This is a genomic window from Rhizobium sp. A37_96 (assembly GCF_053521765.1).
The window spans coordinates 148027-169134 of sequence record NZ_JBNWDS010000014.1; the positions used below are offsets into that span (position 1 = coordinate 148027).

Sequence of the window (21108 nt, forward strand, 5' to 3'; positions counted from 1 at the left end):
CATGGCGCAATCATAAAATGGAAATCAATCTCATCATATGGAAATAAACATTTTCAACGAATCTGGAACAAATGAAACGAAGCGGATATGTCATGAGGCCCAAGCGCCGCGCCAAAATGCGCGGCGCATTCGAGTCGGAAGTGAGCGTCATGGCGGAAAATCGAGAAAAGACGAGGGGCAGGCCGGGCCGGAAACCGGCCGAAAACGCGGCGGCTTCGTCCGTGCAGGTGCTCGATCGCAGCTTGAAGCTATTGGAGCTGGTGGCCGAAGCCGACGGTGCGGTGTTGACCGACCTTGCCGATCAGTCGGGCATGGCGCCTTCCACCGTGCATCGGTTGCTGACCTCTCTTGCCCAGCACGGCATGGTGACGCACGACGGAGAGACCGGCGCCTGGACGATCGGGGTCAAGGCCTTCGAGATCGGAACGGCCTACCTGCGCTTCCGCAAGCTCGGGACGATCAGCCGGCCTTTCCTGAAGCAATTGATGGAAGAGTCCGGAGAAACCGCCAATATCGCCATCGAGGACGACGGCGACGTCGTGTTCATCTCCCAGGCGGAAAGCCATGCGCCGATGCGCGCCTTCTTTCGGCCCGGCCGGCGTGGGCCGATCCACGCTTCCGGCATCGGCAAGGCGATTATTTCCACCTGGCCCGATAGCCGGATCGAGGCGGTTCTCGGTGGGCGCGCGCTGCAGCATTTCACCGAGAAGACTCGCGATACGCTTCCCTCGCTGCTCGAAGATATGGCCCGGATCCGGGCGCGGGGCTGGTCGATCGACGACGAGGAGCACACGCTCGGCATGCGCTGCGTGGCGGCGCCGATCTTCGATGAATATGGGGACGCCATTGCCGGCATTTCCATCTCAGGCCCGGCTGTGCGATTGCCTGACGGCAAGGTCGCCGCCCTGGGGCCTGTGGTGCTGGCCGCCGCGGAGGAATTGACGAAGGCGATGGGTGGGAGGGCGAAACGTTTCTGAACGGCTTTGCGAACGACGGGTTCCAATGAGAAGCGCCACGACAGAAACCGTCGACGACGCCTTCTACCTGAAGACGGTGTCGACGGATCGTGGCGTCAGTCGATCAAGCGAGTTGCAGCGATTCGCGTAGCACGGCCTTAGGCTTCCTGGTCTTCATCGCCTTGCCGGCGACGTAGACTTCGGCGACACAGCGATCGTCGCCCATGGTCTGCAGGATGAAGAGTTCCTCGGCCAGCGACGTTGCCGTGCGCATTCGGAATTCCATCGCCGACTTGGCGGTGGAATCGAGCACGACAATATCGGCGTCTGCGCCCGCCTGCAGCGACCCGATCCGGTTTTCGAGGCCAAGCGCCAGGGCATTGCCGCGCGTCATGCGATAGAAGGAATTGAACGGCGTCAGCCGCTGCCCCTGCAGGTGCAGCACCTTGTAGGCCTCGTCCATCGTTTCCAGCATGGAAAAGCTGGTGCCGGCGCCGACATCCGTCGCGACCGACCAGCGCGCGCCAAGCCTGTCGAACTGGGCGGCATTGAAGAGCCCGGAGCCGAGGAAGAGGTTCGACGTCGGGCAGAACACGCCGACCGCGCCGGTTTCGGCCAGCACGGCAACTTCCCGCTCGCTCATATGAATGCAATGGCCGAGCAGCATGCGAGAATTGAGCAGGCCGTAACGGGCGTAAATATCAGTGTAGTCCTTCGCCTCGGGATAAAGCGAGGTGGCAAAGGCAATCTCGTCGCGGTTTTCCGAAAGATGGGTCTGGACGTAGCAGTCCGGATGCTCGGCGACGAGGGCCTTGCTCATATCCATCTGCCCGGGCGTCGAGGTGATCGCAAAGCGCGGGCTGATCGCATAATGCGCGCGGCCGCGGCCATGCCATCTTTCAATCAGCCGCTTCGTCTCGTCGTAACCCTGCTCCGGCGTATCGCGCAGCGCGTCCGGCGCGTTGCGGTCCATCATCACCTTGCCGCCGATCATGCACATGCCGCGCGCTTCGGCCGCTGCGAAATAGGCGTCGACGCTTTCGGGATGGACCGAGCAATAGGCAACCGCCGTCGTCGTGCCGTTCGACAGGAGCTCGTCCATGAAGCGGTCGGCCACCTCGGCAGCGTGGGCGGCACGGGCGAACTTCTGCTCCTCCACGAAGATATAGGTGTTCAGCCATTCGAGCAGCTGTGCGCCATAGGAGGCGATCGCCTGCGTCTGCGGGAAATGCAGATGCGTATCGATAAAGCCGGGGAGGATGAGGTTCGGACGATGATCGGCGAGCTTGGTATCGGAGCGCACCAGCTTGCTCATGTCGCCATAGGAGCCGATTTCGACGATCTTTCCGTCGCGCACGAAAACGGCGCCGTCCTCGATATAGCGATAGGAGGCGGTATCGTCGATGCCCTGCGGCTCGGCGAGGAATGTCAGAACGCGCCCGCGGATCAGGATTTCGCTCATTGGGTCTTCTCCCCGTTCACGGCGCTCTCGTACCAGGAGACGAGCAGGCGGCGCTCCTCGTCGGTGATATGCGAGGCATTGGCCGGCGGCATGGCGTGGCTGCGGCCGGCCTGCAGATAGATCTCGCGGGCATGGGCGGCGATGTCGCGGTCGGTCTCGAACATCACGCCCTTCGGAGGCGCGATGATGCCCTCCCAGCTCGGCTCCTTCGCATGGCACATGGAACAGCGTCCCATGATGGTATCGCGAACCTTCGGAAAGGCTTGGGCCGTGACGAAGGGCTGCTGGGTGGCGGAGAGTTTAGGCTCGGCCGGTTCTCCCGTGAGGATCTTCGGCACCGTGGAGAGCCACATGATGACGATGAACAGGACGACGGTGACGATCCAGGTCCAGGTCGGCTTGCCGGCGTCGGCGTGGCGGGTGTTGAACCAGTGGCGGATGGTGACGCCCATCAGGAAAACCAGCGAGGCGATGATCCAGTTGAATTGCGTGCCGAATGCCAGCGGATAGTGGTTCGACAGCATCAGGAACAGCACCGGCAGCGTCAGGTAGTTGTTGTGCGTCGAACGCTGCTTGGCGATCCTGCCGTATTTCGGATCGGGCTTGCGGCCGGCGAGGAGGTCGGCGACGACGATCTTCTGGTTCGGAATGATGATGAAGAAGACGTTGGCCGACATGATCGTCGCGGTGAAGGCGCCGAGATGCAGGAAGGCGGCGCGGCCCGTAAACAGGTGCGTGTAACCCCAGGCCACCGCCACCAGAATGAAGTACAGCGCCACCATCAGCCGCGTATTGTCGTTGCCGAAGGGCGACTTGCAGATCAGGTCGTACATGAGCCAGCCGCCCGCGATCGAGGCCAGCGAAATGCCGATCGCCACCGGCTTGGAGACGTCGAGCACGGCCGGATCGATCATGTAGAGGTCGGCGCCGGCATAGTAGACGAGACACAGCATGCCGAAACCCGACAGCCAGGTAACGTAGCTTTCCCATTTGAACCAGACGAGATGGTCCGGCATGTTGGCCGGCGCCACCAGATATTTCTGGATATGGTAGAAGCCGCCGCCATGGACCTGCCATTCCTCGCCATAGGCGCCCGGCGGCAGGGCCGGATGCTTTTTCAGGCCCAGGTCGAGCGCGACGAAATAGAATGACGAGCCAATCCAGGCGATTGCGGTGATGACGTGCAGCCAGCGGACGGCAAATGTCAGCCAGTCCCAGGCGATGGCATATTCGTACATGGGAACTCCCTCCCGATCTTCACGGGACTGTTTGCCATCGCTTGATTTTCTCGGAAATCCCGGTGAATCCGCAACACTTTCAAAAAAAACTATAAGATACCCCCCGGTTTGTTCCGCACGGCGATGTGGTAGAAAGGGCCATGTCCTATCTTGATAACGTGCGTGTCTTCGTTCGCGTGGTCGAACTCGGTACCCTCTCGGCAGCAGGGCGTGACCAGCGTGTCACGCCTGCGGTCGCGAGCAATCGCATCAAGGAACTCGAGCGTCATCTCGGCGTGCGTCTCTTCAACCGCACGACGCGCAAGCTCTCGCCGACCGAGCACGGCCGCGTCTTCTACGAGAAGGCCGTGAAGATCATCGAGGCTGTCAATGAGGCGGAGGCGGCCATCGCCGATCTCTCGCGCAACCCGAAGGGATCGCTCAGGATCACCGCGCCGCTCGGCATCGGCCGTAGGCTGATCGCATCGGGCATTCCGGAATTCCACGACAAGTACCCGGATATCGAAGTGCGCGTCCGCCTGTCGGATCACAATGTCGATATCCTTGCCGAAGGGGTCGATGTCGCCTTCAAGCTCGGTGTGCTGGAAGATTCGAACCTGCGCATGCGCGGCATCCTCAACTGCGAGCGGGTGCTCTGCGCTTCCCCGGCCTATCTTGCGCATCGCGGCGTGCCGCCAGGTGCGGACGCCTTGATCGCCGACAAGCATGACTGTCTTCTGCTGCGCTATCCCGGCTCGAAGGAGTATTTCTGGACGCTGATGACGGCCGAAGGTCCCCGCAAATTCGAAGTGGCCGGCCCCTACGACAGCGACGACGGCGATGTGCTCACCCAATGGGCTCTGGAAGACCGCGGCATCATCAACAAGCCGTTGTTCGAGGTGAAGGCCTATCTCAAGGAGGGCCGGCTGGTGGAAATCCTGAAGGAGAGCCCGCCGGCTCCCGTTCAGCTCGCCGCCATCTACCCGCACAAGCGTTTCCAGGACCCGAAGGTCCGGCTGATGATCGATTTCATGGCGGAGCGCTGTCAGCGGCTGATCGGCAAATTGCTTGAGGAGGAGCCGGTGGCCGCAGTTTCGTGACTGAGACCGCAGGCTGATCTCTGCTTGATTCAGGCCGGGCGAGATCTTATATGACTACCAGTGGTCATATGGGGCGCGGCATGAAGGAAATCCAGCTCAAGGACGCGAAGGCGACGCTTTCTGCTGTGGTCGATCAAGCCGTGGCCGGTGAGCCGACGGTTATTACCCGCCATGGCCGGAAGGAAGCCGTGCTGGTTTCCTTCGAAGAATGGCAACGGGTTTCCAAAGTACCGGATTTCGCCGACCTGCTTTTGGTCTTTCCGGGCGAGCCGGCGGATATTCCGCAACGATCGCGGAAGCCCGCCCGTGCGCTGCGTGAAGACGGCTTTTGATCTTGTATCTCCTGGATACCAATATCGTGTCGGCCGATGCGCCGACCAAGTGCCATGTCGGCGTTGATGCATTCGCGGCCTGGATGCGCGCCAATAGTGACCGACTTTATCTTTCGGCAGTCACCATAGCCGAGATCGAGGCGGGCATCGCCCGTGCCGTCAGGATCGGGGCGACGACGAAGGCGGAGCATTTGCGCCGTTGGCTTGTGGCGGTGGAACATTTCTATGGCGGCCGCATCCTGCCGTTCGGAATTGAAGAGGCAAGACACGCTGGCCTGATGCTTGACCGGGCGCGTGCTCACGACCCCGGCTTCGAGGACATTGCCATCGCCGCGACTGCTGCTGCGCACGGCCTCACCGTCTTGACGGCCAACGAGCGTCATTTCGAACCGCTTGGCGTGCCCTTCGCAAATCCCCTCAAGCAGTTACCTGCCATCCGATAACTGGCTGCGCCGTGATTGAAGCGGGTATACAGGACGAAGAACACGGCGGATCCGTCTCTAGCGATTGGCGGTCGCGGTGAGCCTTGCGCGATCTGTCGCCCAGGTCAGCGCCGCCGTCATGATCTCGGCGGCGGCAAGCGTGGCGATGACAGTGGGGCGCTTGTCCTTCACCGCCGTTCCGCCGATCGGGCAGATGAGACCGTCGAAAAGTGCCGCCTGGCAGGTCTCTCGCGACAGCCAGTTGCGGAACGTGGCGCGTTTCGTTTTCGAGCCGATCATGCCGACATAGGCGGCATCCGCGCGTTTCAGCGCCTCGGCGGTGATGAGGAAATCGAGCGCGTGGTCATGGGTCAGGATCACGAAGCTGCTGCCGGCCGGCGCGTCGCGCACGACGGCCTCCGGCATGGCGGTCAGGCAGGTCTCGATACGCGGCACGTTGGAGGCGGTCAGTTCTTCTTCCCGCGTGTCCACCAGCACGACGCGCAGCGGCGCGAGCGAAAGCGCCATGGCGAGCGCATCGCCGACATGGCCGGCGCCGAAAACATAGACATGCGGCCGCGCCGCCATTTCCCGATCGCTGCGGGCGACGAGTTCGTTCGCAAGCTCCGGGTTGAGCGCTGCAAAGGCAAGGCCCACACGGCCGCCGCAGCATTGTCCGATCTCCGGGCCGAGCGGCACGTTCATCGGCTCTGCCGCAAGGCCGGAACGCAATGCCCGTCGCGCCTGGTCGATTGCCATGTATTCGAGTTGCCCGCCGCCGATCGTCGCAAAGATCGCCCGCTCCGACACCAGCATCCAGGCATCGGTATCGCGTGGCGCGGAGCCTGCGACACCCGTCACCTCGACGAGGATCGACGCCGGCTCGCGGCGCAGAAAATCCCGGATGTCCTCACGCGCGGCAGGCATGACTTCACTCCTTTTGCATAGCCTTCAGGCGCTCGATCGCCATCAGTACCCGCTCTGGCGTTGCCGGCGCATCGAGACGCGGGCAGATCTTGTGGTCGGCGACGCTTGCCACCGCATCCGAAAGGGCGTGCAGGACGGCAAGGCCGAGTGGCAGCGGCGGTTCGCCGACCGCCTTGGAACGATGGATGGTCGGCTCATAGGCTTCCGACCAGTCGGTCAAGGCCACATTGAAAATCTTCGGCCGGTCGGATGCAAGCGGGATCTTGTATGTCGAGGGCGCATGCGTTCTCAGGCGCCCCTTGCCATCCCACCAAAGCTCTTCCGTCGTCAGCCAGCCCATGCCCTGGATGAAGCCGCCTTCGATCTGGCCGATATCGATCGCCCTGTTCAGCGAACGGCCGGTATCGTGCAGAATATCGGTGCGTTCCACCACATACTCACCGGTCAGCGTGTCGACCGACACCTCCGAGCAAGCCGCGCCATAGGCGTAATAGTAGAAGGCGTGGCCGCGGCCCGCCTTGCGGTCCCAATGGATCTTCGGCGTCTTGTAGAAGCCGGCGGCGGAAAGCTGGACACGCGCCATATAGGCCTTCTTGATGAGATCGTCGAAGGGCATCTCGACATCGCCGATCCGCACGCGATTGGGCAGGAATACCACCTTCTCGCGGGGCACCTGATGGCTTTCCGCTGCGAAGGCGATCAGCCGGTCCTTGATCTGGCGCGCGGCGTTCTGCGCCGCCATGCCGTTAAGATCGGCGCCCGAGGACGCGGCGGTCGGCGAGGTGTTCGGCACCTTGGCGGTGGTCGTCGCCGTGATCTTCACCCGGTCGAGATCGATCTGGAATTCTTCCGCCACGACCTGCGCCACCTTCAGATGCAGGCCTTGCCCCATCTCCGTGCCGCCATGATTCATGTGCACGGAACCGTCGCTATAGACATGCACCAGCGCGCCGGCCTGGTTCGATTCGGTCTTGGTGAAGGAAATGCCGAACTTCACCGGTGTCAGCGCGATGCCGCGCTTGACGATGCGGCTTTTCGCATTGAATTCGGCGATGGCCTTGCGGCGCCCGGCATAATCGGCGCTTTCCTCCAGTTCGGCGACGATGTGCTGGATGATGCAATCCTCGACCTTCTGGTGATAGGGGGTGAGGTTGCGTCCGCCGTCGACGCCCATCGCGTCATAAAAATTCAGCTTGCGGATTTCGAGCGGGTCCTTGCCGACGGCGAAGGCGACCTCGTCGATGACGCGCTCGGCGCCGACCATGCCCTGGGGGCCGCCGAAGCCGCGAAAGGCGGTGTTGGAGACGGTGTTGGTGTAAAGCGGCGCCGACTTCGCATGAACATGCGGAAAGAAATAGGCATTGTCGCAGTGAAACAGCGCGCGGTCGCCGACGGGGCCGGAAAGGTCGGCGGAAAATCCCGCCCGAAGCGCGAAGGTGTAGTCGATCCCGAGGATGCGACCCTCGTCGTCGAAGCCGACATCGTAGTCGATGGCAAAATCGTGCCGCTTGCCGGTGGCGACCATGTCCTCGTCGCGGTCGAGCCGGACCTTGACGGCGCGTTTTAGCTTCTTGGCGGCAATCGCAGCGATCGCTGCGCATTGGTTCGCCTGGGTTTCCTTGCCGCCGAAGCCGCCACCCATGCGGCGGACCTCGATCGTCACGGCATTGCTCGGCACGCCGAGCGCATGGGCGACCATATGCTGCGTCTCGCTCGGGCCCTGGGTGGAGCAATAGACGGCGACCTCGTCGTCTTCGCCGGGCACGGCGAGCGAGATCTGGCCTTCGAGATAGAAATGGTCCTGGCCGCCGAGCCGCATCCGCCCCGTCACCCGCCGCGGAGCACTTGCAAGGGCCGCAGCCGCATCGCCGCGCTTCAGCGTCAGCGGCGTGACGACCTGGCGATGGGTCGAAACGTCGAGATCCCAGATGTCGATATCGGCCGGCAATTCCTCATATTCGATCTTTGCCAGCCGCGCGGCACGGCGGGCCTGCTCGCGCGTTTCGGCGATCACGCAGAAGATCGGCTGGCCATGAAACTCGACCTTGCCAGCGGCAAGCACCGGATCGTCGTGCATGTAGGACGGCGAGATATCGTTGACGCCGGGCACGTCCTCATGGGTGAGGACGGTGACGACGCCGGGGGCGGCGCGCACGGCGGTAAGATCGACGGACTTCAGGATGCCATGCGCCACGGTCGACAGGCCGAGGCCGGCGTGCAGCGTGCCCGTCGGTTCCGTGATGTCATCGATATAGACGGCCGTGCCAGAGACATGCTTGTGAGCCGAATCATGGCGGGGACTGGAATGAACCCCGCCAACGATGGTCTCGGTCTTGAGGTGTGGGGTGTGCTTGTTCATGGCTTACGCGGCCTCGTATCTGGACACCTGGGCCGGTGCCACGCTGGACGTCGTTTCCAGGTAGAAGCGCATCAGGAGGTTCCTTGCGGCGAGGGCACGATAGTCCGCGGTGGCGCGCATGTCGGATAGCGGCGAGTAGTCCTCGGCGTATTTCTCCATTGCCGTCTCCACGGTCTTTTCGTTCCAGGGCTGGCCGAGCAGCGCTTTTTCGACGGCGAAGGCCCGTTTCGGCGTTGCGGCCATGCCGCCATAGGCGATCCGGATCCCGGCAACCGTGCCGTCGGCGGCAAGCGCCAGGCGGAAGGCGCCGAGTGTCGCCGTAATGTCCTCGTCCCGGCGCTTCGTCACCTTGTAGACGGCGAAATGTTCGCCCGTCGGCGGCACCGGGATATGCACGGCTTCGACGAATTCGCCGGGCTGGCGATCCTGCTTGCCATAGGCGATGAAAAAATCCTCGAGCGCAATGGTGCGCCGGACAGTGCCTTTGCGCAAAGTGAGCGATGCGCCGAGCGCGATCAGGGGAGGCGGGGTGTCGCCGATCGGCGAGCCGTTGGCGATGTTGCCGCCGATCGTGCCCATGTTGCGCACCTGCTGGCCGCCGATGCGGGTGACCAGCGAGCCGAGCGCCGGAATATGCCGCGAAATCGTTTCAAGCGCTTCGGAGTAGGTGACGCCGGCGCCGATCGAGATGATGCCGTCTTGCGCGGTAATCGACTTCAGCTCCTGCAGTCCGGCAATGAAGACCACCGGCGTGATGTCGCGCATGTGCTTGGTGACCCAGAGGCCGACATCGGTGGAGCCCGCCACCACCGTCGCGGTCGGCGACGCCTCGAGGACCGAGGCGAAATCATCGAGGCTCGCGGGCACGATCAACCGATGACGTCCGTCGCCGATTTCGACGCGCGCGCCGTCGCCGAGGGACTTGAGCCGCACGATCATCGTTTCGCGCTCGACAAGCAGAGGGTCGTCTTGCGTCCCGCCATAGCCGGAAATGGCGCGCGCGGCACGCAGGATCGGCTCATAGCCGGTGCAGCGACAGAGGTTGCCCTGCAGCGCCGTTTCGATCTGCCGGTCCGTGGGGTTCGGCGTCTGCATCCAGAGGCCATAGAGCGACATGACGAAGCCTGGCGTGCAGAAGCCGCATTGCGAGCCGTGAAGATCGACCATGGCCTGCTGCACCGGGTGCAGGCGATCCTCGCTGGGTGCGAGATGCTCGACCGTGACGACGTGGCAGCCGTCGAGCGAGCCGAGAAAACGGATACAGGCGTTGACGCTTTCATAGACGAGGCCGCCCGCCGGCGTCAGTCGTCCCACAAGCACCGTGCAGGCGCCGCAGTCTCCCTCGGCACAGCCTTCCTTGGTGCCCTTCAGCGCGCGGGAGAGCCGCAGCCAGTCGAGAAGCGTCTGGTCCGGCGCGACGTCGCTGAGAACGACGTCCTGACCGTTGAGGATGAAACGCAGTTCGGAGCGGATTGTCGCGACGGTCATGGTTCAGCTCCCGCGGTAGGTGGAGTAGCTGTAGGGCGAAAGAAGCAGCGGCACATGGTAGTGCGCGCCCTCGTCGGAAAGGCCGAAGCGGATCGGGACGACATCCAGAAACATCGGCCCCTCGGCTGAACGGCCCAGATAGTCACCGGCATGGAAGCGCAGCTCGTAGGTGCCCGCCTTCATGGTGTCGCCCGACAGGAGCGGCGCATCGCAGCGGCCGTCGTCGTTGGTCTCGGTAGACTTCAGGAGCTGCGCCGTGTCGCCATCGATGCGATAGAGATCGATGCGCAGGCCCTGGGCGGGCTTGCCGAGCGCCGTGTCCAGCACATGGGTCGTGAGCCGGCCGGCTCCTTGCGAATGAGACTGCATGTTTTTCTCCCGAACGTAGCACTCCTGCCTCCACTATCCGACAGGTCCATTCTACTGAAAAGCAGCGGGATCGTTCGAGACTTTCAAAATTTCCAAGGGGAATGGCGCGCGCGATTTGCGGTTAGAAATTGCTCATCGAAGACGTTTGGAGGAGCGTTTCATGCGATATCGCCGTGACATGCATGGAATTGGCCGACGCTAGCAGCGTCTCGGCACCTGCCTGACAGAGGGGCGGGCCGGAAATCCGCCCTGAATGACGATGTGGCCGACGCGCCGGGGGCCGAATAACGCGCTCGGTCGATTTCGCAAGTGCCTGAGCAGGCATGCGCCGGGGAAACAAGTCTCTACCGAACGCGCATGTTCGCCGACAAGCGTATCGTTGGACCATGATGTCCGACCTGCTTGTCCCAAGGTTTGCCGGACGCTGCGGGGATAGGGCGAGTTGGCCTGAAGCCCTGCATCGGCATCAATCGAATTATGGAAGCGGCGGCAGCATGTCCGCCAGGCGGAGCGCATCCTGTGCTCCGGTCGAGCCCTGCTGTCCGCATTGCAGAACACGCATCGAATTTCGCAAACGTGCCGCCGGGCGAGGAGCGGGCGGCGTGGAAGAATGGAAACGGGAGAACATGGATGAAAGTGATCGAAATACAGCCGCTGACAAGAGCCGCATTCGCCCCCTTCGGTGATGTGATCGAAATGGAGGGCGCGCATAGTTTCCCCATCAATGCCGGGAAGTGTATCCGCTACCACGACCTCGCGAAGATCGAGGTGACGGGTGAGAAGGCGCGCACGATGATCAGCTGGCTGCGCGGCGAACCCTATGCCCTGCCGCTGGAGCTGCGAATGGTGGAGCGACATCCGCTCGGCAGCCAGGCCTTCGTTCCGCTGACGAGCAATCCTTTCCTGGTCGTCGCGGCCGAGGAAACGGAAAACGGTCCCGGTGAGCCGCGGGCCTTCCGCACGAAGCCGGGCCAGGGTGTCAACATCTGGCGCAATGTCTGGCACGGCATTCTTACGCCGCTCGAGGGCATATCCGATTTCGTGGTCGTCGATCGCGGCGGCGAGGGCATCAATCTGGAGGAGCATTTCTATGAGGAACCGTTCCTGATCCGCTGAGCGGTTCGGGATCGGTCCTGATGCCAGAGAGGGCGCCGCAACCGCAGCGCCCTCTCCAACTGTTGCGGCAGAGGCAACCTACCCGTTTCCATCCATGGGTTGCCTGATGGTCTTTCGGAATTCCGCGATATCCTCGCATTCATCGCATGGGCGGCGAGCATTGCCAGCGCGATGCCGGTCGCAGCATTCCAGAACGTCAAAAATGGCCGGATCATTCCATCGAATGATCCGGCCTCATCACCTTATGCCGATGCTAGTCCGCGAAGAAGGCGAAGCGCACGATGAACAGGGCAGCGACGATTTGCGTCGCCAGATGCAGCGTCGACCAGCGACCGGTGCAGACCTTCAGGACGACATAGCTGATGAACCCGAAGGCAAGGCCGTTGGCGATCGAATAGGTGAAGGGCATCGCAAGCGCAGTCAGCGCCGCCGGTGCCGCTTCGGTCAGGTCATCCCATTCGATCTCCGTCAGTTCGCGCATCATCAGGCCGGCGACATAGAGCAGCGCCGGTGCCGTCGCATAGGCCGGCACGGAGGCGGCGAGCGGTGAGATGAAAAGCGAAGCAAGGAAAAGCACGGCGATCGTGAGAGCCGTCAGGCCGGTGCGGCCTCCGGCCTGAACGCCAGATGCGCTTTCGACATAGGCTGTCGTGCTGCTGGTGCCCATCAGCGAGCCGGCAACGATGGCGGCGCTGTCGGCAAGCAGGGCGCGGCTCAGGCGGTTCGGTTTTCCTTCCTCGATAAGTTTTGCCCGTTTGGCGACGCCGATCAGCGTTCCGGTGGCGTCGAAGACCTCGACGAGCACGAAGACGAGGATGATGTGGACGAGGCCACCGTGGAGAGCGCCGACGATGTCAAGCTGCAGGAAGGTCGGCATGATCGAGGGTGGTGCCGAGACGATGCCGTGGAATTCGCTGACGCCGAAGATCCAGGACAGGATGGTGACGGCGAGAATGCCGATCAGGATCGAACCCTTCACGTTCAGCGCGTCGAGAGTGGCGATGACGAAGAAGCCGAAGATCGCGAGAAGCGTGCCGGTCTGCTTCAGGTCGCCCAGTCCGATAAGGGTCGCCTTGTTGGCAACGACGATGCCGGCGCTCTTGAGCGCGATGATCGCCAGAAAGAGACCGATACCGGCGGCAATTGCGCTGCGAAGCGAGTGCGGAATTCCGGCGATGAGCCAGCTGCGTACGCCTGTGACCGTCAGCAGAACGAAAATGCCGCCGGAAATGAAGACCGCGCCAAGCGCCTGCTGCCATGTGAAGCCGAGCGCGGCGACGACGGTGAAGGCGAAGAAGGCGTTGAGCCCCATGCCCGGCGCCATTCCGATAGGCCAATTGGCGACGAGGCCCATGATCATGGAGCCCAAAGCGGCGGCAAGACAGGTAGCGACGAAGATCGCATTGCGGTCCATGCCTGTCGTCGACAGAATGTCCGGATTGACGAAGATGATGTAGGACATCGTCAGAAACGTCGTTACGCCTGCGATGACCTCGGTGCGCACGGACGTGCCGTGCTCACTCAATTTGAAAATTCGTTCGAGCATTGTTCCTCCCTAAGCGTTTCAGACGCTCGTGACCTTATGGGCTTGCCTGCATCTCCTCCGATGCGGGCCGCGGGAAGCGCCTGTAAACGCTTCGTAGCGAGGGGGGATTGTGCGCTTTTAAAGGCTTTGGGCGCTAGAGCCGGATTTCCCTGCAATTGGCGAAAGTCATTCTAGTTTTTCAGACTATTTCCGCGCGAATTGATCTGGTTCAGGGGTGATCGTTCACTGAAAATAGCCAAGCGGTTGCGCGCACAGTCGCCCAGCGTCACCAAGCGGGCAAGAACGATATACACCCTGTTTATCGCGGCAACGCGACAAAGCCAACCCATTTTCCGCAGAAAAGCGAGATGCGATCGCGGCGGTGTTCGTCCGCGATCTTGCTCATGCGGCGCTCCCGCCGCGTTGCCGCCGGGAGCGCAAGCGCGGTCGATCAGGTTTTGGCGGCCTTTGCGAAGGTCGGGTCGAACGTCTTGTCGAACGGCACATCGGCATTGGCAAGTTCCGGATCCAGCGTCTTCAGGACACCCATCATGGAATCATAGCCTTCCTTCGTGACCATGCCGTCGGGAGAATACATCTCCTTGGAGTTCTTGAAGGCCTGCATGTAGAGATCGCGGTTGCCGAGCAGATACTCTTCCGGCACGACGCCGGCGACATCTTCCGGGCTGGCCGTCGAGATCCACTTCAATGCCTTCATGAAAGCATTGACGGTTCGCTGCGTCGTGATCGGATTCGCCTCGGCAAAGTCGCGCTTGATGTAAACAGTCGCGGCAGGGTTCGGACCGCCGAACAACGCGCGCGTGCCGGCTTCCGTGCGGGTGTCCAGAAGTACGGCGATGTCGCCATCGTACTGCAATTGCGCAATGACCGGGTCGAGATGAGAAAGTCCGTCGATCTGTCCGCTCTTGATCGCGGCAACTGCGCCGGCCCCGGCACCGATGCCGATCAGCGATGCGTCGTCGGTCTTCAGTCCGTTTTTCAGCATGGCATATTGGAACATCAGCGCGGTCGACGATCCCGGTGCGGTCACGCCGATCTTGCGGCCCTTCATGTCGGCCATGGATTTGATCTCGCCAGCCAGCTCCTTGCGTACGGCGATGACGATCCCCGGGAAGCGGCCAAGGTTGCAGATCGCGACGATGTCCTGTCCCTTGTTCTGCATGCGGATCGTGTGCTCGTAGGCCCCCGCCACGACATCGAGGGAACCGCCGATCAGGCCTTCCAGCGACTTCGAACCGCCGGCGAAATCGTTGATGGTGACATTCAGCCCCTCTTCCTTGAAGAAGCCCTTCCGCTCGGCGATCGTCAGCGGCAGATAGTAAAGCAGCGGCTTGCCGCCCACGCCGATCAAAAGGTCCGGCTTTTCCGGTTTCGCGTCCTGCGCGGCGGCCGGCAGAATGCCGGCGAGCGATGCGCCGATGCCGAAGCTTGCCGTCCCGATCAGAAATGTCCTGCGTTCCATGTTCTTTTCCTCCACTTCTCCGTTTTGTGCGCTATTGGCCGCGCCAGGCCAGCAAGCGCCGTTCGACCATCGTCATCACCCAATCCACGATCAGGACGAAGGCAGTGAGCACGACCATGCCCGCAAAGACGCCGGTCACGTCAAAGACACCTTCGGCCTGCTGGATGAGGTAACCGAGCCCAGCGGCGGAGCCCAGATATTCGCCCACGACCGCACCCACCACAGCAAAGCCCACCGAGGTATGCAGGCTCGAAAACACCCAGGACAGCGCCGATGGCAGATAGACGTGGCGGAGCAGTTGCCGCTCGTTCATGCCCAGCATGCGCGCATTGGAAAGCACTGGCTGGCTGACTTCCTTGACGCCCTGGTAGACGTTGAAGAAGACGATGAAGAACACCAGCGTGATGCCAAGCGCGACCTTCGACCAGATGCCGAGGCCGAACCAGAGGGCGAAGATCGGCGCCAGCACGACGCGGGGAAGCGCATTTGCCGCCTTCACATAGGGATCGAAGACAGCGGCAATCAACGGCCGGCGGGCAAACCAGAAGCCGAAGACGATGCCGCCGATAGCGCCGAGCAGAAAGGCCAGGATCGACTCCGACAGCGTGATCCACAGATGGTACCAGATCGATCCGCTTGCGAACCATTGAATGACGCGCAGCGCGACCTTGAGCGGATCGGCGAAGAAGAAGGATATGGTTTTCGGATTGCCGAACAGGCTGGTGTTCGTGGCGATATGCCAGAGAACAAGGATGACGAGCGCCACCAGGATCTGCAGCAGGAGAAGGAGCGAGCGGTTCATACGGTCTCCCCGCTGCTTTGGCGATAGGCTGTCATGACCTCGTCGCGCAATGCCTGCCATATATCGCGATGAAGCTGATTGAAGATGGGATCGTGGCGTATCTCGCCGATATCACGCGGCCGCTCCAGGGGTACTTTGAAGTCGCCGATGATACGGGACTTCGGACCGGCGGACATGATGACGACGCGGTCTGCAAGGGCGATGGCCTCGTCGAGATCGTGCGTGACGAACATGACGGCCTTGCGATCCTCGGACCAAAGCTTGAGCAGCAGATCGCCCATGATCAGGCGGGTCTGCGCGTCGAGCGGGCCGAAGGGCTCATCCATCAAAAGAAGTTTAGGATTGCGGATCAGCACCTGGGCAAGACCGACACGCTTGCGCTGGCCGCCGGACAACATGCGCGGAAAACGATCCGCGAAGGCGGAGAGGCCGACACGCCGCAGCCAGTCGCGGGCGCTCTTTTTTGCCTCTGCGCTGGCAATGCCCGCAATCTCAAGCCCGATCGCGACGTTGTCGAGCACCGTCTTCCAGGGCATGAGCGAATCCTGCTGGAAAAGATAGCCCGCCTGCCGGTTGATCGATTTCAGCGGCTGGCCAAAGATTTCCACCGTGCCGGACGCGGGCGTCAAAAGGCCCGCAGCCGCGTTCAGAAGGGTGGACTTGCCGCATCCCGTCGGACCAACGATGGCCACAAACTCATGTGCGCCTACATTCAGATCGGTCGCCGAAACGGCGTCGAACCGCTTTCTACCGGCAATTTCAAACGAAATCGCCACCTGCCTCAGGCTGACCGCCCGCACAGCCTCCATCATCATGCCCTGCTGTTCCTCCCGGACATCCCCGATCTTGCCGGATGTCAGGTATTTCCAAGTTCGGCCAACAGATCAAAGCAGGCCGTACCAGTCAATACGTGTTCGGCATGCGATCGGCTATGTCGCAGGAAGAAAGCGAAATGAAAACCCGGCTGTCAACGCCGGGCCTTGATGGACTTTGCTGGCTCAGGCGACACCGCTAACGCCCATCGGAAATTCGGATGGAGAGGCTTTGCCGCGTTCAGGGATTCGTCACCGCACGGTTTGGGAACGCGTGGGCCGATCCCGCTCGATCCTCAGGGCCTTGAGAAGTGCGGCCTTCTCAAGCCGGCTGGCTACATCGCCAGTCGTGATCTGCCGGAAGACAGTGTCGGTCTTCTCGCGGATTGGGCATGCGAACCGCTTCAGACGCTTGGACATGGTCATGACCAAAGGTGAACCGATGGCAGGCCGAAGCTGAGAATGGCGGCTGCTCCGGCGATCAAAACGGATGTCTCGATCAGCAGGCGCGTCAAACGGCGTGTCGTGTTGGCAAAAAGAAAACTATTCATTTCCACTCCTTGTTATAATTATTTTCTAGGAATGGGGTATGATATCACGAAATCTTAGAAAAGTTTCATAAAGTTTCCTAAATATTAATTTAGTTTTCCATGATTTGCTAAGTGGCGTGATATCCGCCGGTTTCGACCAGGGGCTACCCCCCGGCCGAGGAGGCTGATCTTTGCGGGAACACGCTGTCGGCTGAACGCAGACCGTGAAATTCGTATACATGGTGGTGGCTAGCCATCCGTTCCTCGACGGCTCGAACCGGTGTCTTAGGGGAGAGGCAGCAGATCGGAGACTTCGCCCCAGGTCGGCATGGCCAGTCCTGCACCCTTGCGGGTAACGGCAACCGCGCCGAAGGCATTGGCGAGACGGCAGCAATCGGCGCCGCCGAGTCCGGCGATGCGTCCATGGATGTGGCCGGCGGCAAAGGCATCGCCCGCGCCGACGGTGTCCACCACATCGACGGGAAACCATGGCGCGCTGTCCTCGACATTCCCCTGACGGAGCAGAGAGACCGTGCCGCATCCCTTGATCGCCACCCGCTTGACGCCGAGTTCCAGCAGCGTGGCGATCAGGCTGTCTCGGTCCGAACCGGCCGGCCGGTCCAGGAGCAGAGCGAGATCGCTGTCGGCGAGCAGGATCGTGTCGAGTTTGGGCAGGAGAGATCGCACCTTTTCTCCCAGGGCGCCCACCACGCCGCTCGGAATATCGAGCGTGACCGGAATGGCATTCTGGACGGCAATGTCGATTGCCCTCCGCGCCGCACCCGCCTGCCGGGGTTGCAACAGCGCGTAGCCGGAGAGGTGGAAGAGCGCCGCGCCGGCGAACGCGGCCTCGTCGATCATGTCGGCCGCCAATTGCGCATTGGCGCCGCGATAGGCAAACATGGTTCGCTCGCCCGTGGCGCCGACTGCGACAACGTTCAGCTGGGTCGGTTCGGCCGGATCCTGGCCGATCCAGCGCGTCGCAATGCCCGCCGCCTGCAGATCCGACAGCGCTTGCCTCCCCCATGCATCCTGCCCGACCCGCCCGAGCAGGCGGCATTCATGCCCGGCGCGTGCAAGCGCGATCGCCGTATTCGTCGCCGACCCGCCGATCGCCACCGTCTGTGCCGTGGCGATCGCTTCCCCGCCTTCGGCGGGATAGCCTGGGATATCGAGCACCAGATCGATATTGATGTCGCCGAGCAGGACGATGACGGCCATTCTCATGCGCCTCAGAGATCGATATGCATCTGCTCGATGGCCTGATCGACATCGGCGATGATGTCGTCGACATGCTCGATGCCGACGGAGAAGCGCACGAGACCGTCGACCACGCCCATCGCCTCGCGCTCCTGGCTTGGAATATCGAGGAAGGCCATGGTGGCCGGAACCTGGGTGGTCGTGCGCAATCCGCCGAGGCTGGCTGCGAAGGAGCACAGCTTCAACCGCTTGAGCAGGCGCACGCCCGCCGCCTCGCTATCGACCTGGAAGGACAGCATTGCGCCGCCGCCACGCAGCTGTTCGCTGGCTGCTTCATGGTTCGGATGGGAGGGCAGGCCGGGATAGAAGACGCGCTTGACGCGCGGATGCGCCTCCAGATGCCTGGCGAGCGCCAGTGCATTGGCGCACTGCTTTTCGAGGCGCAGCGCCAGGGTCTGCGCTCCGCGCAAGAGCAGCCACGCATTGAAGGGCGAAAGCGGTGCGCCGAGTTTGTTGAGCGTGTTCCAGCGCACGTCCTCCAGCCAGTCCGCCGGCAAGATATCGGATTTCAGGGTGATGACGCCGCCGACGGCGTCGTTGTGACCGCCGATGAACTTGGTGGCGCTTTCGACCACGACGTCGACGCCGAAATCGTGCGGACGGCAGACGGCCGGCGAGGCGAAGGTGTTGTCGCAGATGACGACGATGCCACGGCTATGGGCAAGCTCCACCAGCTTGCGCAGCGGCGGAACCTTCATCGTCGGGTTGGCGATCGCCTCGACGTAAAGCACCTTGGTCTGGTCCGTAAAGGCGTTTTCGACGGCGCGCACATCGGAGCAATCGACAAGGCTGACCTTGAGGCCGAAATCCTGGGCGCGGTGGTCGAAGAATTCATGCGTGCTGGAATAGGTCGTGAGATCCGCGACGATATGATCGCCTGCTTTCAGGATGCCGAACAGCGCGTGCGAGATTGCCGCCATGCCCGAGGCCGTGGCGAGGCAGGCCGTGCCGCCGGTCAGCTGCGCTATATGCTCCTCGAGCTTGTATTCGGTCGGATTGCCGCAGCGGGAATAGATGTTCACTTCCTTGCGGGCGCCATCGACGATCTGGTCGTAGATATCGCCGCCGTACTGAAAATTGGCCGACATGTAGATCGGATAGCTGATCGATTGCGAATGCTCTTCCGGCTCGTAGAACACGGCGCGGCTGGCGAAATCGAGATCTTTGGAAGACATGGCATTTCTCCTGAAAAATCGGACCCGAAGGTCATTCTTTCACGGCTCCGCCGATGAGCGCGGCCGTGATCTGGCGTTCGAAGAAGATGAAGAGGACGAGAGGCGCCACCGCGGCGAGCAGGATCGCTGCCAGCATCACGGGGTAGTTGGTGATGTGCTCGCCGACGAAATCGGTAAGGCCGACGGGCAGGGTCTTGCGTGCGGGATTGTTGATGAAGACCATCGGAAACAGGAAGTCGTTCCAGACCCAGATCATGTTGACGATGCCGACCGTGAACATGGCTGGGCGAGCGATCGGCAGGGCGATCTTTTGAAAGATGCGCCATTCGGATGCGCCGTCGACGCGGCTTGCGTCGAAGAGCTCGCGCGGCAGCGTGTTGAAGAAGGCCTGCATGATGAAGATCGATACCGGTATGTTGAAAGCCGCGGTCGGCAGTATGACGCCGAGATGCGTGTCGAGCAGGCCGGCACCGCGCAACATGACGACCAGCGGCACCAGCGCCACATAGGCGGGGATTGCCATCGCGGCAGTCAGCGAAAGCTCCACCGCCGGCATCCAGCGCGGGCGATAAATGGCGAGCGCGTAGCCGGCAAGCGTCGAGAGGAAAACCGTGATCAGCGTCGAGCCCGCCATGATGATCAGCGAGTTGAGCGCATAGCCGCCCAGCGCGCCGCCGCTCCAGGCGCCGGTATAGGCATCGAAGTTCAGACTGGTGGGAAACGACCAGACCGAGCGCATGAATTCCTTGTTGGTCTTGAACGTGCTGTAGATCATCCAGATGAAGGGAAAGATCACCAGCAGCACATGCAGCGTCAGGGCGGCAAGTACGATCGTGTTCGTCAGGGTCCAGCGTCGGACAGCGGTCGTCATGCCTCACCCTTGCGCTTGAGAAACCGGAAGACGATCCAGGCGGCCAGGGCCGTCAGCACCATTTGCACGAAGCCGATCGTGGCCGCGTAGCCCATCTGGAAACTGCTGAAGCCCATCTTGTAGAGGTAGGTCGAAACCACCTCGCTGGCATGGCTCGGCCCGCCATTGGTCAAAACGAACACCAGGGAAAAGGTCTTGAGCGAGCCGATGATCGCAAGCAGCGAATTGGCACGCACCGCATCCCAGACCATGGGAATGGTGATGGAGAAGAATTTGCGCAAGTCGCCGGCGCCGTCGATCTCGGCAGCCTCGTAGACGCTTTCGGGCACGCTGCGCACCGCGGAGGTGAATAGCAGGACATAGAGCCCGAGATAGGTAAAGCTCATGACCACGACGACGGACAGGAAGGCGGTATCGGATTCGCCGAGCCAGCCGCGCTTCCAACTATCCAATCCGGCCAGCTTCAGGGCGGCGTTCACAAGCCCGAAATAGGGATTGTACATGAACCGCCAGAGGAGGCCGATGCAGATCTCGCTCACCATGACCGGCACGAGATAGAAAAACAGGAAGATCCGGCTGAAGGCGGGAACGATACGCACCAGGCAGTAAGCGATCGCCAGCGCCAGGAACACCTGGAAGACGATGGCCGAGAGGGCGACGAGCAGGTTGCGCCCCAGAGAAGCCCAGAAGACGGAATCGACGGCGAGACGCAGTATGTTGCCTGCGCCGACGAAGACCGGTGCGGAGGCGCCGTCCCACTGGAACAGCGTCAGCCAGCCGGCATAGGCGACCGGATAGGCGACGAAGACGCAAACGAACAAGAGGGCTGGCGAAAGGAACAGAAGCGCCGCCCGATTGTGTCTTTTTGCTAGGTCGTCAGTGCTCATGATCCTGCCGGCTTT

Annotated in this window: 20 protein-coding genes; 5 read left to right on the forward strand and 15 right to left on the reverse strand. The window is 62.0% G+C overall.

Annotated features, from left to right (window positions below):
- Positions 1-149: 149 nt before the first annotated feature.
- Entirely contained in the window at positions 150-977 is an 828-nt protein-coding gene (gene bhcR / locus ACQZ6J_RS27165; RefSeq protein WP_449086428.1) for an HTH-type transcriptional regulator BhcR, read from the forward strand.
- A 103-nt stretch (positions 978-1080) separates the two neighbouring features.
- Here the strand turns inward: bhcR and guaD are convergent, their stop codons facing one another.
- Entirely contained in the window at positions 1081-2418 is a 1338-nt protein-coding gene (gene guaD, locus ACQZ6J_RS27170) for a guanine deaminase (RefSeq protein ID WP_449086409.1), read from the reverse strand.
- Positions 2415-3656 carry a urate hydroxylase PuuD gene (locus ACQZ6J_RS27175; protein WP_163988446.1) on the reverse strand — a complete coding sequence of 414 codons (1242 nt, stop codon included), beginning with the start codon at positions 3654-3656 and terminating at the stop codon, positions 2415-2417. Before ACQZ6J_RS27175 ends, guaD begins: the two co-directional genes overlap by 4 nt.
- A 140-nt stretch (positions 3657-3796) precedes the next feature.
- Here ACQZ6J_RS27175 and ACQZ6J_RS27180 point away from each other — a divergent pair, with 140 nt between their 5' ends.
- The 3 genes from ACQZ6J_RS27180 to ACQZ6J_RS27190 all read left to right on the forward strand — a co-directional run bounded on the left by ACQZ6J_RS27180 (position 3797) and on the right by ACQZ6J_RS27190 (position 5510).
- Positions 3797-4735 carry a LysR family transcriptional regulator gene (locus ACQZ6J_RS27180; protein ID WP_163988448.1) on the forward strand — a complete coding sequence of 313 codons (939 nt, stop codon included), beginning with the start codon at positions 3797-3799 and terminating at the stop codon, positions 4733-4735.
- A gap of 80 nt (positions 4736-4815) precedes the next feature.
- Positions 4816-5067 carry a type II toxin-antitoxin system Phd/YefM family antitoxin gene (locus tag ACQZ6J_RS27185; RefSeq protein ID WP_163988450.1) on the forward strand — a complete coding sequence of 84 codons (252 nt, stop codon included), beginning with the start codon at positions 4816-4818 and terminating at the stop codon, positions 5065-5067.
- 2 nt (positions 5068-5069) lie between these two features.
- A complete protein-coding gene (locus ACQZ6J_RS27190) occupies positions 5070-5510 on the forward strand; it encodes a PIN domain-containing protein (RefSeq protein ID WP_449086429.1) in 441 nt (146 codons plus the stop codon).
- A 57-nt stretch (positions 5511-5567) separates the two neighbouring features.
- Here ACQZ6J_RS27190 and xdhC read toward each other — a convergent pair whose 3' ends face one another.
- The 4 genes from xdhC to uraH are packed head-to-tail and all read right to left on the reverse strand — an operon-like array spanning position 5568 to position 10632.
- Positions 5568-6416: a xanthine dehydrogenase accessory protein XdhC gene (xdhC, locus tag ACQZ6J_RS27195; RefSeq protein WP_449086410.1), complete on the reverse strand. Its 849-nt coding sequence runs from the start codon at positions 6414-6416 to the stop codon at positions 5568-5570.
- Positions 6417-6420: 4 nt separating this feature from the next.
- Positions 6421-8775 (reverse strand): xanthine dehydrogenase molybdopterin binding subunit, encoded by a 2355-nt coding sequence (gene xdhB / locus ACQZ6J_RS27200; protein ID WP_449086411.1) that lies wholly within the window; start codon positions 8773-8775, stop codon positions 6421-6423.
- Positions 8776-8778: 3 nt separating this feature from the next.
- Positions 8779-10263, reverse strand: coding sequence for a xanthine dehydrogenase small subunit (gene xdhA / locus ACQZ6J_RS27205; RefSeq protein WP_449086412.1), 1485 nt, complete (start codon positions 10261-10263; stop codon positions 8779-8781).
- A gap of 3 nt (positions 10264-10266) precedes the next feature.
- On the reverse strand, positions 10267-10632 hold the full coding sequence (uraH, locus tag ACQZ6J_RS27210; protein WP_449086413.1) for a hydroxyisourate hydrolase: 366 nt from the start codon (positions 10630-10632) through the stop codon (positions 10267-10269).
- Positions 10633-11262: 630 nt separating this feature from the next.
- Here uraH and ACQZ6J_RS27215 point away from each other — a divergent pair.
- On the forward strand, positions 11263-11748 hold the full coding sequence (locus ACQZ6J_RS27215) for an ureidoglycolate lyase (protein WP_163988459.1): 486 nt from the start codon (positions 11263-11265) through the stop codon (positions 11746-11748).
- Between the two features lie 253 nt (positions 11749-12001).
- On the opposite strand, the gene ACQZ6J_RS27220 is transcribed toward ACQZ6J_RS27215, so the two are convergent.
- The 9 genes from ACQZ6J_RS27220 to ACQZ6J_RS27260 form a co-directional block, all read right to left on the reverse strand.
- Entirely contained in the window at positions 12002-13294 is a 1293-nt protein-coding gene (locus ACQZ6J_RS27220) for an NCS2 family permease (RefSeq protein ID WP_449086414.1), read from the reverse strand.
- 430 nt (positions 13295-13724) lie between these two features.
- Positions 13725-14756 carry an ABC transporter substrate-binding protein gene (locus ACQZ6J_RS27225; protein WP_163988461.1) on the reverse strand — a complete coding sequence of 344 codons (1032 nt, stop codon included), beginning with the start codon at positions 14754-14756 and terminating at the stop codon, positions 13725-13727.
- 31 nt (positions 14757-14787) lie between these two features.
- Positions 14788-15558 (reverse strand): ABC transporter permease, encoded by a 771-nt coding sequence (locus ACQZ6J_RS27230; RefSeq protein ID WP_449086415.1) that lies wholly within the window; start codon positions 15556-15558, stop codon positions 14788-14790.
- Entirely contained in the window at positions 15555-16373 is an 819-nt protein-coding gene (locus tag ACQZ6J_RS27235) for an ABC transporter ATP-binding protein (protein ID WP_449086416.1), read from the reverse strand. The genes ACQZ6J_RS27230 and ACQZ6J_RS27235 overlap by 4 nt, the downstream gene beginning before the upstream one ends.
- A 419-nt stretch (positions 16374-16792) precedes the next feature.
- Positions 16793-16921, reverse strand: a complete 129-nt coding sequence (locus tag ACQZ6J_RS27240; protein WP_281411057.1) for a hypothetical protein — start codon at positions 16919-16921, stop codon at positions 16793-16795.
- Positions 16922-17185: 264 nt separating this feature from the next.
- Entirely contained in the window at positions 17186-18121 is a 936-nt protein-coding gene (locus tag ACQZ6J_RS27245) for a carbohydrate kinase family protein (protein WP_163988464.1), read from the reverse strand.
- Positions 18122-18132: 11 nt separating this feature from the next.
- Positions 18133-19335, reverse strand: a complete 1203-nt coding sequence (locus tag ACQZ6J_RS27250; RefSeq protein WP_449086417.1) for a trans-sulfuration enzyme family protein — start codon at positions 19333-19335, stop codon at positions 18133-18135.
- Positions 19336-19366: 31 nt separating this feature from the next.
- Positions 19367-20206 carry a carbohydrate ABC transporter permease gene (locus ACQZ6J_RS27255; protein ID WP_449086418.1) on the reverse strand — a complete coding sequence of 280 codons (840 nt, stop codon included), beginning with the start codon at positions 20204-20206 and terminating at the stop codon, positions 19367-19369.
- Positions 20203-21093 carry a carbohydrate ABC transporter permease gene (locus ACQZ6J_RS27260; protein WP_449086419.1) on the reverse strand — a complete coding sequence of 297 codons (891 nt, stop codon included), beginning with the start codon at positions 21091-21093 and terminating at the stop codon, positions 20203-20205. Before ACQZ6J_RS27260 ends, ACQZ6J_RS27255 begins: the two co-directional genes overlap by 4 nt.
- Between the last annotated feature and the right edge of the window lie 15 nt (positions 21094-21108).

Coding starts and splice junctions, on each gene's coding strand:
- bhcR (WP_449086428.1), top strand. CDS start 150: ATGGCGGAAAATCGAGAAAAGACGAGGGGCAGGCCGGGCCGGAAACCG.
- guaD (WP_449086409.1), bottom strand. CDS start 2,418: ATGAGCGAAATCCTGATCCGCGGGCGCGTTCTGACATTCCTCGCCGAG.
- ACQZ6J_RS27175 (WP_163988446.1), bottom strand. CDS start 3,656: ATGTACGAATATGCCATCGCCTGGGACTGGCTGACATTTGCCGTCCGC.
- ACQZ6J_RS27180 (WP_163988448.1), top strand. CDS start 3,797: ATGTCCTATCTTGATAACGTGCGTGTCTTCGTTCGCGTGGTCGAACTC.
- ACQZ6J_RS27185 (WP_163988450.1), top strand. CDS start 4,816: ATGAAGGAAATCCAGCTCAAGGACGCGAAGGCGACGCTTTCTGCTGTG.
- xdhC (WP_449086410.1), bottom strand. CDS start 6,416: ATGCCTGCCGCGCGTGAGGACATCCGGGATTTTCTGCGCCGCGAGCCG.
- xdhB (WP_449086411.1), bottom strand. CDS start 8,775: ATGAACAAGCACACCCCACACCTCAAGACCGAGACCATCGTTGGCGGG.
- xdhA (WP_449086412.1), bottom strand. CDS start 10,263: ATGACCGTCGCGACAATCCGCTCCGAACTGCGTTTCATCCTCAACGGT.
- uraH (WP_449086413.1), bottom strand. CDS start 10,632: ATGCAGTCTCATTCGCAAGGAGCCGGCCGGCTCACGACCCATGTGCTG.
- ACQZ6J_RS27215 (WP_163988459.1), top strand. CDS start 11,263: ATGAAAGTGATCGAAATACAGCCGCTGACAAGAGCCGCATTCGCCCCC.
- ACQZ6J_RS27220 (WP_449086414.1), bottom strand. CDS start 13,294: ATGCTCGAACGAATTTTCAAATTGAGTGAGCACGGCACGTCCGTGCGC.
- ACQZ6J_RS27225 (WP_163988461.1), bottom strand. CDS start 14,756: ATGGAACGCAGGACATTTCTGATCGGGACGGCAAGCTTCGGCATCGGC.
- ACQZ6J_RS27230 (WP_449086415.1), bottom strand. CDS start 15,558: ATGAACCGCTCGCTCCTTCTCCTGCTGCAGATCCTGGTGGCGCTCGTC.
- ACQZ6J_RS27235 (WP_449086416.1), bottom strand. CDS start 16,373: ATGATGATGGAGGCTGTGCGGGCGGTCAGCCTGAGGCAGGTGGCGATT.
- ACQZ6J_RS27240 (WP_281411057.1), bottom strand. CDS start 16,921: ATGAATAGTTTTCTTTTTGCCAACACGACACGCCGTTTGACGCGCCTG.
- ACQZ6J_RS27245 (WP_163988464.1), bottom strand. CDS start 18,121: ATGGCCGTCATCGTCCTGCTCGGCGACATCAATATCGATCTGGTGCTC.
- ACQZ6J_RS27250 (WP_449086417.1), bottom strand. CDS start 19,335: ATGTCTTCCAAAGATCTCGATTTCGCCAGCCGCGCCGTGTTCTACGAG.
- ACQZ6J_RS27255 (WP_449086418.1), bottom strand. CDS start 20,206: ATGACGACCGCTGTCCGACGCTGGACCCTGACGAACACGATCGTACTT.
- ACQZ6J_RS27260 (WP_449086419.1), bottom strand. CDS start 21,093: ATGAGCACTGACGACCTAGCAAAAAGACACAATCGGGCGGCGCTTCTG.